Source organism: Oceanobacillus neutriphilus (genome assembly GCF_014645515.1).
Classification (GTDB): Bacteria; Bacillota; Bacilli; order Bacillales; family Amphibacillaceae; genus Oceanobacillus; species Oceanobacillus neutriphilus.
In genome coordinates, this window is the sequence record NZ_BMLW01000004.1 from 223,972 (window position 1) to 237,105 (window position 13,134).

Here is a 13,134-nt window from a genome sequence, read left to right on the forward strand (position 1 = left end):
ATGTTGACATAACCAATTTGGATATTTATAAAAGGTCTTCTAAATTTCTAGTAGACCTTTATCCTTATAAGCTATATCATTATCGCTATTGGTTATAACCAATTTAAATATATTCTAATTGAAACCGCTTTATTTGTAAACCCTTATTTTTCATTTTATTGAGATTACTCCCCAGAAACACATGTAACTTTTGATTCGTTCGTATATCACAAAAATGGTGATTGCTATAATGACAATACTTTTCAGCAAAAATACAGTTTCTCTTTATACTATCATTCCTGAACAAAGAGAAACTGTACACACCATCTATATACTAACCCTTCATCTCACTTGCCAAAAGCAGACTGTAAACCGTATCCAAACAAGGTGTATCAAGGTCATGCTCTTTACTTTTCGCATATAAAAAACCTTGAATATAATCTACTTCCATTGCCTGGTCATTTATCATATCATAATACATACTTGTTCCCATCTGAGAAGGATACCCGGCATAGATCTGCATAATTTCCTCTGTTATCTTTTCCTGGAAATATACACCCTCTGCAGCAGCAATTTCAACTCCTTCTTGAATTAACTTTTTACACAGGTTCTGTACTTTTTCCTCCTGCAAAATAAGCGCCGTATTTCTGCTGAGCGCTGTTACGGAGTTAATCGCGACATTAACAATTAATTTATACCAGATCTCATTCTGATAATTGGCTCGTAATTGGATATCAAGATTAGTTGCTGCAACCACTTCTGTTAATTTTTTGGTTACTGTATTCTCCGGTAAAATCAAGATTCGATCACGAAAATGCGTGACAACATTTCCTTTCTTTTGCCCGCTAATATAAACAACAGCTTGATATACATCACCTGGTATTTGGAATTTATCCAGCTGTCCATAGCCATTCTGACAAAGAATACAAACTGTACTTTCATGCGTCAGCTTATCCAAATATGGCATAATCCCTTCCAATTGTGTTCCTTTCACCGTGATGAATAAATAGTCAAAAACCGTATCCACTTCAAAAATGGCTTCTACAGGAAAAGTGGTATTTTCTGGTTTATCTACTCGTTCAATACACACATCTCCTTCTTTTCTGCCTATAAAAGTCACATGATATCCGCTGTTTTGCAAGGATTCTCCGATGACAGAACCGACTGCACCGGGTCCAATAACTCCAAATTTATACATTTCTGCTTCTCCACCTTTTTCCTCAAGCTAATAACTTGCCATTGTGAATCTATACAGATAATTTTATAATAAGAAGAAGAATAAAAATAGTAGGTGATTTAGAAGTGAAACTCCTTAAAGATTTCATGGAAATGAAAAATAACGGAGAGAAAATAACAATGCTCACAGCATATGATTATCCGAGCGGCAAGCAGGCAGAGCAGGCCGGGCTGGATATTATCCTTGTCGGAGACTCACTCGGCATGACAGTCCTTGGTTATGATAGCACCGTTCAAGTAACACTAGATGATATGAAACACCATGGCAAAGCTGTACGCCGGGGAGCAAATGATACATTTATGGTTGTGGATATGCCATTTGGGGCAGCTGGTGTGGATGAAAAAATAGATATGCAGCATGCAGTTGAATTATATCGGGAAACAAAAGCCAATGCACTGAAAATCGAGGGAGCACATACCGCTCCTTTAATTAAAAAATGCACACAGAATGGAATTCCGGTCGTCGCTCATCTGGGCTTGACCCCTCAAAGCTTCGGCATTACCGGCTATAAGCTACAGGCAGCGTCTAAAGAAGAAGCTGAGACATTGATTGAAGAAGCAAAACTGGTCGAACAAAGCGGAGCTGTCATGCTTGTCCTGGAAGCAATTCCAAGTGACCTTGCAGCCACCATTTCCAGAAATTTATCCATTCCTGTCATTGGTATCGGCGCTGGAGCAGATACCGACGGGCAAGTACTTGTTTACCATGACGTGTTAAACTATGGTGTGGACCGTAAGCCGAAATTCGTAAAACGCTACGGAGACTTTACAACTGGTGTGGATGCACTAAAAGCTTATCATGAGGAAGTAAAAGCAGGCGTCTTCCCTTCACCTGAATTTACGTATAAGAAACAAATTATGGATGAGGTAGACGCATGACCCAACGAATAACAACGGTACAAGAAATGAAAGATATAGTAAGAGCATTAAAAAAAGAGCAAAAGCAAATTGGCCTTGTCCCTACAATGGGAGCCCTGCATGATGGTCATTTAACGATGGTTAAGGCCTCTTTGAAAGAAAATGACATCACTGTTGTCAGCGTATTTGTAAACCCGCTTCAATTTGGCCCGAATGAAGATTTCGATGCTTATCCAAGAGATATTGACAGCGATCAGGAAAAATTGGACGCACTTGGAACCGATTATGTTTTCTATCCGAGTGTAGAGCAAATGTATCCAAGACCATTAGCTCTTTCGGTAAAAGTAAACCGTATGGCTGAAGTACTGGAAGGAGCCAAACGCCCCGGCCATTTTGACGGTGTTGTTACCGTCGTAAATAAACTATTTAATATCATCCGTCCCGATTTTGCTTATTTTGGAAAAAAGGATGCACAGCAGCTTGCAATTATTGAAAGAATGGTTGCAGAGTTTAATCATCCCATTGAAATTATCGGGGTTGATACAATCAGGGAAGCAGATGGTCTGGCCAAAAGTTCACGCAATGTCTATTTAACCGGACAGGAGCGGCAGGAGGCAGTCCATTTATACCAAAGCCTGATTAAAGCAAAAGAGCGATACGATGCCGGGGAAAGAAACAGCGCTGTTTTGATTAATATAATTAATGAGCACCTTACCCAAAACACTTCTGGAAGCGTAGAGGATATCGCTGTTTACAGCTATCCGGAGCTGGTGGAGCAGCCACAGATCGCTGGTCAAATTTTTATATCTCTGGCTGTGAAATTTTCCAAAGCCAGACTAATTGATAATATCATTATTAAAGGAGACAATCATGATTAGAACAATGATGAACGGCAAGATTCACCGTGCGCGAGTGACAGAGGCTAACTTAAATTATGTTGGCAGCATCACGATTGATGCCGATATTTTAGATGCCGTCGATATATTGCCAAATGAAAAAGTTGCTATTGTGAACAACAACAATGGCGCACGTCTGGAAACCTATGTGATTGCAGGAGAACGCGGAAGCGGTAAAATCTGTCTGAACGGTGCAGCTGCCAGGCTGGTACAAATCGATGATATCATTATCATTATTTCTTATGTACAGTTAAACCAGGAAGAAGTTAAAAAGCATGTGCCAAAGGTTGCTGTGATGAATGAGAAGAATGAAATTGTGGAATTGATTCAGGAGAAGGAAAATCAGCTTGTTTTTTAGGTTAAAAAAAACAAAGTAAATAAAACGTGCTGCATTGTGATATGGTATGCAGCACGTTTTTTTTACTTAAATTTATTATCGCTAAATTACTCCTTTACTGCTTTTAAAAGCCATTCGTCCTGCTTAATCTGACCCGTTTGATCATTAGCAAGTACATCCTGATAATCAGCACTGTTTGTTACAATAACAGGGGTAACTGTCGGATATCCAGCGCTCTTAATTTTTTCAATATCAAACGTAATAAGCACATCTCCTTGTTTGACAGCTTGACCCTGCTCTACATGCGCTTCGAAATACTTTCCTTCGAGATTTACTGTATCCAGACCGATATGAATTAATAACTCCAAACCTTGTTCTGAACGTAAACCAATCGCATGCCTGGTTGGAAACAGCGATTCTATGGACCCGTTAAAGGGAGCAATAACTTCCCCTTTGTCTGGTTCCACAGCTATTCCTTTCCCTAAAAGACCTTCTGCAAAGGTTGGATCACTTACCTCTTGAAGCGGAATAATATTCCCTTCCAGCGGACTGTTTACAGCTGTTTCTTTGGTTGCAGGCTGCTGTTCATCTTTAACAGCTGGAGTTTCCTTTACTTCTTTCTTTTCATTTTTACTTTCCATATCTTTAAATCCCAGTACAAAGGTAAGTACCATTGTAACTGCTATTGTAATGATTAATCCAATAATCAAATAGATAAATTTCGGACCGCTAAACACGGGCAGACTTGTTAAACCTGGTAACACGAAAGCAGATGCGGTTACGCCGAACCCTGTTATAAAGGCTCCTCCGATACCGGACCCAATTAATGCTGCAATAAACGGTTTCTTCAGCCGCAGGTTTACCCCGTACATAGCAGGCTCCGTTATTCCAAGGAATGCAGAAACCGTAGAGGAAGCAGCTATTGTTTTCAAATCTTTATTTTTGGTCTTCATAAACACCGCAAGAGCAGCAGCTGCCTGCCCCATATTCGCCATAAGAAATACTGGAACCAAATAGTCAAAACCAAGAACAGCAATATTTTGTATCGCGATTGGCATTAATCCATAATGCATTCCGACAATAACTAACAGTGGACGTGTTGCACCCAGAATTCCCCCTGCGAGAATACCAGCGTGTTCAAATAGCCAGGTAATGCCATCTGCTAATCCGATACCGAGATACGATCCAAGCGGACCAATTGCAACCAGCTCAAAAGGAATCATAATGAGTAATACAATCGTCGGGGTGAAAATAATTCGGACCGCACTTGGCATAATAGCATCCACCCATTTGTATACGTAGCTTAATAGCCATACAGAAATAATAATGGGAATAACAGTGGAGCTGTAATTTATAAATGGAAGCGGGATACCAAATAACGCCATCCCTTCTGCTCCGCCTTCAGCAATTGCTTTAGCTCCTTCAATCAAGGTTGGATACATTAACCCGCCAGCTAATGCAAGTGCAATAAATTCATTCGTTTTAAACTTCCTGGCAGCTGATACAGCAAGAAAGAATGGCAGGAAGTAGAACACTGCATCTGCGACAATGTTTAATACAGCTACGATATCACTGTCTGCAGGAGCCCACTCCAATGTAGTAACCAAACCAAGAATCCCTTTAACTAATCCCGCCCCGGCAATTGCCGGAATAATCGGGGTGAAAATAGAGGCAATTACTTCAAAGAAACGGCCAATAATATTTCCTTTTTTCTGCTCTTGTACAGCGTGAGAGTTGTCACTCTCTCCGCTATCAAAATTACCCTGCTTTTCTATTTCCTTGTATACTTTTCCAACCTCATTACCGATAACTACTTGAAATTGCCCGCTCTGAATCTGGACGCGTATTACGCCATCAAGTGATTCAATCTTCTCTTTATCAGCTAAATCATTATTTTTTAAATTAAAGCGTAATCTTGTATAGCAGTGGGTAACGCTTCCCACATTTTCTTCTCCTCCAACAAGAGAAAGAATATCCTTTGCCAACTGCTGATGATTCATACCAAATCCTCCTTTATTTGAATGATTTATTAAGAATTACAAATCCTCGCCATTAGAAGCAATGACCTTTTGATACCAATGAAAGCTGTCCTTTTTAATTCTCCGCATATCCTTAAAATCGAAATCTTCCCGATTAATATAAACAAAACCGTAGCGTTTCTCCATACCATTCCGGCCGCTGACCAGATCCATAAATGACCATGCACAGTATCCTAACATTGGTACTCCATCATTAATTGCAAGCTTTACCTGTTTAATATGCTCTCTCAAATAAGAAATCCGGTAATCGTCCCGGATCATGTCACCTTCTTCTAATTTATCGTAGGCACCAATGCCGTTTTCCGTAATAATCATTGGCAGCTTATAACGATCGTAAAGCTCCCGTAATGTCAATCGCAGCCCGACAGGATCAATTTCCCAGCCCCAGTCTGTTGCAGCCAGATTTTCATTCTTAACAACCTCGAAAACTCCAGCCTCTGCTTCCGGAAGAAGCGATTTCTTTTGGTAACCGATCGGAAATTCTTCTGTAGCAGGAAACGCGCGAACCGCTTCAGAGAAGTAATAGTTTACTCCCAGCATCGTAGGAGGATATTGCTTCATTAATTCCAAATCGCCTTCCTCTATTGCTGGAGTAAAATTTCTCTCCTCCAAATATCTTTGAAAGCTGTAGCTATATTCTCCATAGCAATGTAAATCCATTAGATAATTGTGTTTAATTAACATGGCGTCTTTGCTCGCAAGAATATCATCTGGATGAGAACTTGCAGGATGTACCATAGAATAAGAAACAGCAGGACCAATCTTTCCTTCCATCCCCAACTCGTGGAACGTTTTAATAGTCAACGCAGTTGCCACACACATATGGTGATTTGCCTGATATCCGAGCCTCAGCTGTTCATAATGATCCTCGCCGGTTAATCCCAGACGCGACGGGATACGCACAACATGATCCTGTTCATTAATTGTCAGCCAGTATTTGACGCGGTCCCCATATGTTTTAAATAAAAACTCTGCATAGGCCCGGTAATCTTCAATACTTTCTCTGGAAATCCATCCTCCGTATTGCTCGACAAGACTTTGCGGATAATCAAAATGGTATATAGTCACTAACGGCTCAATTTGATGTTTTATCAAGGCATCAATTAATCGATTGTAAAAATCTACTCCAGCTTGATTGACCTCCCCATTCCCATTTGGAAAAATGCGTGTCCAGGCAATGGAGAAACGGTAAACCTTCAAACCTAATTCTGCCATGAGGGCAACGTCTTCCTCTATATGATGATAATGATCCACAGCAACAGAAAAATCTGTTATAGCAGGATTCTTTGGCATTACATCGATGACTGAGAGTCCTTTTCCATCTTCTTCAACTGCTCCTTCTACCTGAAAGGATGCTGTCGCAGCGCCCCATAGAAAATCCGGATCAAAAGAAGTATATGCTTTATATTCCATTGATAAATTCCTCCCTATTGTGAATAAGTATTTATTGATTTAGAAGTCTCCAGCAAAGTAAATAGACCGGGAAAGATGAATCAAACTTTTACAAATTGCCATTTTTATAGCATGCACGATTGATTCCATAACATACCGGCTTTATCCGCTTTCAAAACACCATAAATCATTTAACTATACGGATGTTTCCAAGTGAACTTCTTTATAGTTCTAAGATAATAGCAAGCACACAAAAAGACCATTTAGTTTTTTTAACTGAAAATCGATAAAAAAACTAAATGGTCTCTATTAATCAAATATCTTCTTGAAATCTTGGTAATCCTTAACCCTTCCTAATTGGTTACTCTGATTTGGCTCCATTAAAAAACGGATACATTGATAGTAGGAACGGGATAAAGCATAATCATCTTTATAGTAGAACGAGATAACAATGGTATGAATTGTTTTATTCCTGTAAGTTATACTCTTTGGCAATTTACCAATGATAATCCTTGACTGGCCCGGCCGCTCTTCCATAAAAGAAATATATGCTGTTTTCGTATCATTGGGTATAAAATGATTATCCATCATCACTCCATTATCCAGCATTTTCTCATATCCGGATTGCTCGAGAAGATAATGTACATAGTCATCGAACTCCTTCAGACTTTCAGGAATCTGAAGGAAGTGATCCTGCCCAACAGCTATACTTTCCATCTCTCTCAGTCTTTTCATTTTAGACTGATTTAAGTAATCATCCAGAAGCGATTGTAAAAAACTCTGCTCCGTTTTCCCAAACAAGGACTGAATGAAAATAATATTTCGGCTATGACTTACATGAATTTGCTCGGTTGTTAAAATCACATCCACATCATTTAAAAATAAGCCATCTTTTTCTTCAAATAAATAAGTCGGTATTGCATTGACAATCTGGACAGAGGACCCCATTAGACGCACAATTTCAGAGACAATCCAATTCACAAGTGCTGTATGTTCATCTGAAATAAGTAATAGCTTTAAGGGCGGCTCTTCTGTTTCCAATAAGTTGCCCAGGAAAAGCGTAATATAAGCCAGTTCTGCGTCCGAGTATGTCATTTCCATATCCTGCAAGAATGGCTGACAAAAAGCTACAATGCTGGCCGACATCGGAAACATTCGATTAATTTGCCGTTTATTAAAATTAGTATAGTCATGACCATTTTTTGCCCGTTGATTTAATTGATTAATATAGAACAGAAAATTATTCTCGAAGTCAGGATACTTTATGAGATCGACCTGAAAGAACTCTTTTACTACATGAGTGAATAGCGATACAATTTTCTGGTCTGCTGCATCCCAATTCTCATTTGTGTAAGGATAAAGATGGTTTTGTTCCATGATAAATTGTTGTATATAGGTCAAATCTGCATTTGTAAAAGCTGTCGTCGCCATCCCCGATTTCAATTGCTCCTCTAACCGTTTCATCATAGGCGAAAGCGGCACATCTGTTTGATTATCTGCAAAATGATACCCTAACTGATTCCGAATGGCAGTTATTAAAAGACCGGCACTTACCAATCCAAATGCCTTTCCAGAAATGATAAACTGATATTTCACGATAGCTTTTTTTAACATCTTATTCATTTGAGAATATATTTCAAATATACAAAAATCCATTTCTGGAAATACATATTGTAACGTCTTCTCCAAATTTAATCCTTGAAGGACCATCTTAGCCAAAAAGTAACGGATCCCCTCTTCATTTCCTTCAAATTTCAGACCCTTCGTACTGGAAACAATAAAACGGGTACCGGACATTCTGTTAATGATTTTCTTAATCTCCGTTACATCCAGGTTAATCGTTGATTTGGAGACATAGAGCCTGTCGGCAAGCTCTTCCATACTTACATAATCTGATTCAAAGCAAAGCATCCCCATAATTGTATAAATCCTGTCCCAAATGACATGATTCTCTATATTGTTTTTATCCACAAATATTGGATTTACTAATAACTTTTTAATTGTTTCTTCTTCCTCATGCTCTATATAACATTGACTCTTCTTTGTAATGTGTACCTGCGCTCCTGTTTCAGAAAGAAGGAGATTTATATTTTCCAGTTCCATCCGGATGGTGCGAATAGAAACCTGCAGCATGTCAGCGAGCAGATCAAGCTTTATCGGCATATTGGTATACAGAATATAGGACAAGATAATTTTTTGTCGTTTATTGAACATCCCCTAACCCTTCTTTCCTTTCTGCTTTTAAAATAATATAGCCTTATTATACTCCTTCTATAACTTTTCATCTGTTATCAAGCCTATGATATATACACAGAACTCCCAGGCTGTTCATTTCATAAAGCTGTTAACAGCATACAAAAACTACACAAATTAGTCATTTAATTTTCCTTTATGGACAGCAATTATATAGTAAAATAGAAGTGATTTCACATGAGAAAGAGTGCATTTCATTCATTCTAAGCTAAAGTTGGTGTTGAAATGAAAAAGGCATTATTAATCAGCTGCGGATCCCTGTCGCTTGGCCTGGGAATAATCGGTATTATTTTACCGCTGTTACCAACGACGCCATTTTTGTTATTGTCTGCAGCATGCTACGCGAAAAGCTCCGAAAGATTATACAATTGGCTGCTAGAAAATAAATATTTTGGTTCTTATATTAAAAATTATCGTGCAGGAAAAGGGATTCCGTTAAAAGTAAAAATTACTGCTGTATCCGTTCTATGGCTTTCCTTATCATTTACCATCTTTTTTGTGATTCCGCTGGTTGCCGTGAAGCTTATGCTTGCAGTGATTGGATCCTACTTTACATGGTTTATCCTGAAACAAAAAACACTTAAGAAGCATGCTTTCTAACTATGGCCTCTTTATTGCCATAAACGAACGCATGCTATTTGATTTTGAAGGAAGGCTAAAACATGACATTTTATGAAGTTCTCGTATTTATACATATATTTTCTGCTATTCTAGGGATGGGGCCCGGTTTTGTGATGACCCCAATTGCTAAAAAAGCATCCAATATGACAGAGCTGCGGCACGCGTATGCACTGCGAAACAAGCTGCATCAATTTGTTATGATCGGCGGTACATTGCTGCTGGTAACCGGTTTATGGATGGGACTCTTGAATATGTATCTTTTCCAGCAGGGATGGTATCTTACAAGTTTAATTCTGTTCTTGCTTGCTCTGGCGTCCGGTCCCACTGTATTAGTTTCCAGCTCTAAGCCGATTAAAGCTTTATTGAAGGAACATAAAGGAGAAGACATCCCTGCAGAATATTTCACACTGTCTAAGCGATTATTTTTCTATGAACATCTGATTAATGCGTGGTTTTTAATTATTATTGCTTTGATGATTACGAAGCCTTTTTGAGTTTAAGGATTATACTGCCAAAAGAAAAACATCATGTGTTGCGGGTTTAGAAGCCATCACAACACATGATGCTCTTGTACTAAGGTATCTGAAATGTCTCAGAAACCCGCTCCACCATTGTTTCGTATTCTTCTTGTAAATCTGCTGGATATTCAATTGAGAGATTAGCTATATAGTCATCAGCTAAGATTGACTTCTTATAAATATTATTTGTTCCATCAAAATAAGAAATGACATACCAATCGTCTTCCAGTCTTTCATAACTGACTGATTCCCCTTCTTCTTTCGCCTCTGCAAGAGCATATTCATAAAAAGGTTCAATTGACTCCTCCTCTTTAGCAAGTATGCTGCTTTCTTCCGTAAGACCAAAATGACTTCCCGACGCAATAATGGTTGCTGTATCATCATGAACTTCAATGCCATCACCATTTTCTGGCATATAGTCAGCTCCAAACGTGGATGGATATTCAACAGAAAAACCAAATCTTGCATTGGCATAGGATTCATAAGATTCCTCAGCTGTACCATCATTATCTTCTTCATTTGCTTCCGTATCCCCATCTATTTCTGACGGGCCCCCGCTATCAGAAGTCTGCTCTTGTCTGTTGTCCCCATCAGCCTCTTCAGAGTTGTCATCATTCTCATTTCCATTTTCCTGATCTTCGTTGTTTTGATTATCGTTTACATTTTGTGATTCATCATTGCTCTCGTCTGTATTTTCCTGGGCACCGCTGTTTTGATTATCTTCCGCATTTTCATCATTATCACTATTACAAGCCACTAGCAAGATGCTGCATACCAGAAGAATGGTTATCAGCAGCATATATTTCTTCATTTATTTTCTCTCCTCTCTTAGTTTTCATTATTCTGATAAAAATTAAAATAAACAGCCTTAACAAGAAACCAAAATGATAAGTCCAAATTCGGTAATATATTCACTCTTTCATTAATTGGATGCATTAACCTATTACCTTTAACTATTACATCCCTCCTCCACCGGAGCTTCTTATTACTCTTTTCACATATTCGCATCGCTGACAACGATAAATAAGACGAAATGGAACTTCATTATCCCAGCCAACATGCTCGAACTTATGGAATCCTATTCTGCAAAGCAGATTCTTTTCACTTCTGGTTGTTAAATAATAAGCCAAAAGAATGACCATACCAACAACGATAGAAACATAATGAAGGTAATACATATTAAACAGTGCATCGGCATCTGCAATAATAAATGCCGCTCCGAGAAAGATGAGGGAATAACCTGTTAAAGGAGCTTTATTTCTCATATGGCACCTCGTATTTTAGAATTTGTCCTTTATATTATTTAGAAGTCATGTTCCCTGACACAGGATTATTAAACAAAAAAGCAACTTTCTATTTAGCAGATGAAACTCCTGTACAAAATAGGGGGATTGACGTGATTGCAAATTATGTTTCGCCCCGTTCCACAAGCTTCATATTGTTTAAGTACAATTGTGAATGAAATGCAATCAATTTACAGAGAATATTTAGAGGGTATACAATGAAAGATAGGAAAGCATTTAACTTCTTGCACAAAGATTTAATTAATTACTTGAATAGGAGAGGGTTTCTCATGAAGTCAACTTCTGAAAATAAATTAAGAAGATACAACAATCGTTCCTCCCTGCTTTATTTCATCATAACGGGATTTCTCACCATCATCTTATCTTTCTTTTTCACGGGGAGAGCTATTGCTGAGGGAGATAATGATAATTTTGGTCTGAACTTCTTTTTACTTATTGCAGTCTGGGCTTTTGGAGCAACTTTTTACTATTTATTTCAATTAAAAAGGATTGGTGTCCTTATTTCAATCCTTCCCATCATTTTCTATATATGCTGGTTTATAGTATCTTTTTTCATGTAAAGGAAAAACAGCGTAATCCTTATTTGGATTATGCTGTTTTCATTAGGATACTTTTCTTTATAAGCCCTAAAAAGATATGGACAAGGAAAGAAAATTCAATTCTTTATTCCTATTTATTTATCTGCTTTTTATCCTTCCACTTTTCCTGCTCAGATAAAATATATGTGGCAAATCGCATAACCATGATAACACGCCAGCCTCAAATATCGTTTGCTTGTTCAAATAAGTTAAGCATCATACTTTCTCTCCCAAAAACCTACTTAAATCGAATCACATAAGCATCCAGAAATATCCTTGCCAATACCTGCAGCGGCAACCGTGAACGCACTTCATAATCAGGAAAAAAGCTCTGCTTCGACTTATAACCTAACAGATTAATATCACACAGCTGAAACAGACTGCTTTCCTTATTCGTGGTAAGCAAAATTGTTTTTACGTTATTTTGCTTACAAAATTGTGCAGCCTCCACCAGCTCCTCTGTCTCTCCGTTCAACGAAACAAAGATAACTAAATCATCCCTTGTAAACTTTTTCGCTTTAATACGGATGATATTCGGATCTGTATGCTCTTCACAGTGCTTATCAAGCAGCTGCAGCTTCACCGTCATCTCATTGGAAATATGCTCCGAAAAGCCTCTGGCGAATATCGTAATTTTTTTACTATATTTCACAGCAACTAATGCGTCTTCTATCAGAGAGGAATCCAGATAATTTAACGTGTTTGTCACTTCCTCCTGATTCTTAAAGATAGCCGACTGAATTTGCGAATCGATATTTTTAATTTTCTCCAGCGCTCCCGGAAACTGCTGTGATTTCTCTGAGATAAATTGAAATTTAAAATCCGTAAATCCCCGGTAGTGGAGTTTTTTCATACATCGGACAATCGTAGAAGTAGAGACATTTGCTTCCTCACTCAACTGAGTAATTGAAATATCTCCCATCGTCGAATAGTGCGATTCAATATAATTTAATAAATGCTTGTCGCTGCTGCTTAATTCATTATAGTAATGCTGAATCCGCTGCTGGAAATTCATACGAAACACCCGCTTATTTTGAAATCTACGTTGAAATCTTTTTCATCTATTTTCTAACTATAACACATATAATGCAAACATTTTCATTTCGCGCTGTGCCATACTTTA

13 protein-coding genes are annotated in these 13,134 nt (G+C 38.2%); 6 read left to right on the forward strand and 7 right to left on the reverse strand.

Annotated elements, in window-relative coordinates; all coding sequences use genetic code 11:
* Positions 1-313: 313 nt before the first annotated feature.
* On the reverse strand, positions 314-1,177 hold the full coding sequence (locus tag IEX29_RS08345) for an oxidoreductase (RefSeq protein WP_188734006.1): 864 nt from the start codon (positions 1,175-1,177) through the stop codon (positions 314-316).
* Positions 1,178-1,281: 104 nt separating this feature from the next.
* On the opposite strand from IEX29_RS08345, the gene panB reads away from it, so the two are divergent.
* The 3 genes from panB to panD are packed head-to-tail and all read left to right on the forward strand — an operon-like array spanning position 1,282 to position 3,327.
* Positions 1,282-2,094, forward strand: a complete 813-nt coding sequence (gene panB / locus IEX29_RS08350) for a 3-methyl-2-oxobutanoate hydroxymethyltransferase (protein ID WP_373290656.1) — start codon at positions 1,282-1,284, stop codon at positions 2,092-2,094.
* Entirely contained in the window at positions 2,091-2,951 is an 861-nt protein-coding gene (gene panC, locus IEX29_RS08355; protein ID WP_188734007.1) for a pantoate--beta-alanine ligase, read from the forward strand. The genes panB and panC overlap by 4 nt, the downstream gene beginning before the upstream one ends.
* A complete protein-coding gene (panD, locus tag IEX29_RS08360) occupies positions 2,944-3,327 on the forward strand; it encodes an aspartate 1-decarboxylase (RefSeq protein WP_188734008.1) in 384 nt (127 codons plus the stop codon). The genes panC and panD overlap by 8 nt, the downstream gene beginning before the upstream one ends.
* Positions 3,328-3,413: 86 nt before the next feature.
* On the opposite strand, the gene IEX29_RS08365 is transcribed toward panD, so the two are convergent.
* The 3 genes from IEX29_RS08365 to IEX29_RS08375 form a co-directional block, all read right to left on the reverse strand.
* Complete coding sequence (locus IEX29_RS08365; RefSeq protein ID WP_188734009.1) at positions 3,414-5,306, reverse strand: beta-glucoside-specific PTS transporter subunit IIABC; 1,893 nt, start codon at positions 5,304-5,306, stop codon at positions 3,414-3,416.
* Between the two features lie 36 nt (positions 5,307-5,342).
* Positions 5,343-6,758, reverse strand: a complete 1,416-nt coding sequence (locus IEX29_RS08370) for a glycoside hydrolase family 1 protein (protein WP_188734010.1) — start codon at positions 6,756-6,758, stop codon at positions 5,343-5,345.
* A 288-nt stretch (positions 6,759-7,046) separates the two neighbouring features.
* Positions 7,047-8,951, reverse strand: a complete 1,905-nt coding sequence (locus IEX29_RS08375) for a BglG family transcription antiterminator (protein WP_188734011.1) — start codon at positions 8,949-8,951, stop codon at positions 7,047-7,049.
* 264 nt (positions 8,952-9,215) lie between these two features.
* Here IEX29_RS08375 and IEX29_RS08380 point away from each other — a divergent pair, with 264 nt between their 5' ends.
* A complete protein-coding gene (locus IEX29_RS08380; protein ID WP_188734012.1) occupies positions 9,216-9,590 on the forward strand; it encodes a YbaN family protein in 375 nt (124 codons plus the stop codon).
* A gap of 62 nt (positions 9,591-9,652) precedes the next feature.
* Complete coding sequence (locus IEX29_RS08385; protein ID WP_188734013.1) at positions 9,653-10,105, forward strand: DUF2269 family protein; 453 nt, start codon at positions 9,653-9,655, stop codon at positions 10,103-10,105.
* A 79-nt stretch (positions 10,106-10,184) separates the two neighbouring features.
* On the opposite strand, the gene IEX29_RS08390 is transcribed toward IEX29_RS08385, so the two are convergent.
* Both IEX29_RS08390 and IEX29_RS08395 read right to left on the reverse strand, forming a co-directional pair.
* Positions 10,185-10,940, reverse strand: a complete 756-nt coding sequence (locus IEX29_RS08390) for a hypothetical protein (RefSeq protein WP_188734014.1) — start codon at positions 10,938-10,940, stop codon at positions 10,185-10,187.
* Between the two features lie 145 nt (positions 10,941-11,085).
* Entirely contained in the window at positions 11,086-11,394 is a 309-nt protein-coding gene (locus tag IEX29_RS08395; RefSeq protein ID WP_188734015.1) for a hypothetical protein, read from the reverse strand.
* A 308-nt stretch (positions 11,395-11,702) separates the two neighbouring features.
* Here IEX29_RS08395 and IEX29_RS08400 point away from each other — a divergent pair, with 308 nt between their 5' ends.
* Positions 11,703-11,993, forward strand: a complete 291-nt coding sequence (locus IEX29_RS08400) for a hypothetical protein (protein WP_188734016.1) — start codon at positions 11,703-11,705, stop codon at positions 11,991-11,993.
* A 256-nt stretch (positions 11,994-12,249) separates the two neighbouring features.
* On the opposite strand, the gene IEX29_RS08405 is transcribed toward IEX29_RS08400, so the two are convergent.
* A complete protein-coding gene (locus IEX29_RS08405; protein ID WP_188734017.1) occupies positions 12,250-13,026 on the reverse strand; it encodes a MurR/RpiR family transcriptional regulator in 777 nt (258 codons plus the stop codon).
* Positions 13,027-13,134 lie beyond the last annotated feature (108 nt).

What these genes read in the sequence shown, in the direction of transcription:
- panD (WP_188734008.1), top strand. Translation starts at nt 2,944, where the DNA reads ATGATTAGAACAATGATGAACGGCAAGATTCACCGTGCGCGAGTGACA.
- IEX29_RS08405 (WP_188734017.1), bottom strand. Translation starts at nt 13,026, where the DNA reads ATGAATTTCCAGCAGCGGATTCAGCATTACTATAATGAATTAAGCAGC.
- panC (WP_188734007.1), top strand. Translation starts at nt 2,091, where the DNA reads ATGACCCAACGAATAACAACGGTACAAGAAATGAAAGATATAGTAAGA.
- IEX29_RS08385 (WP_188734013.1), top strand. Translation starts at nt 9,653, where the DNA reads ATGACATTTTATGAAGTTCTCGTATTTATACATATATTTTCTGCTATT.
- IEX29_RS08365 (WP_188734009.1), bottom strand. Translation starts at nt 5,306, where the DNA reads ATGAATCATCAGCAGTTGGCAAAGGATATTCTTTCTCTTGTTGGAGGA.
- IEX29_RS08380 (WP_188734012.1), top strand. Translation starts at nt 9,216, where the DNA reads ATGAAAAAGGCATTATTAATCAGCTGCGGATCCCTGTCGCTTGGCCTG.
- IEX29_RS08370 (WP_188734010.1), bottom strand. Translation starts at nt 6,758, where the DNA reads ATGGAATATAAAGCATATACTTCTTTTGATCCGGATTTTCTATGGGGC.
- IEX29_RS08390 (WP_188734014.1), bottom strand. Translation starts at nt 10,940, where the DNA reads ATGAAGAAATATATGCTGCTGATAACCATTCTTCTGGTATGCAGCATC.
- IEX29_RS08375 (WP_188734011.1), bottom strand. Translation starts at nt 8,951, where the DNA reads ATGTTCAATAAACGACAAAAAATTATCTTGTCCTATATTCTGTATACC.
- IEX29_RS08400 (WP_188734016.1), top strand. Translation starts at nt 11,703, where the DNA reads ATGAAGTCAACTTCTGAAAATAAATTAAGAAGATACAACAATCGTTCC.
- IEX29_RS08345 (WP_188734006.1), bottom strand. Translation starts at nt 1,177, where the DNA reads ATGTATAAATTTGGAGTTATTGGACCCGGTGCAGTCGGTTCTGTCATC.
- IEX29_RS08395 (WP_188734015.1), bottom strand. Translation starts at nt 11,394, where the DNA reads ATGAGAAATAAAGCTCCTTTAACAGGTTATTCCCTCATCTTTCTCGGA.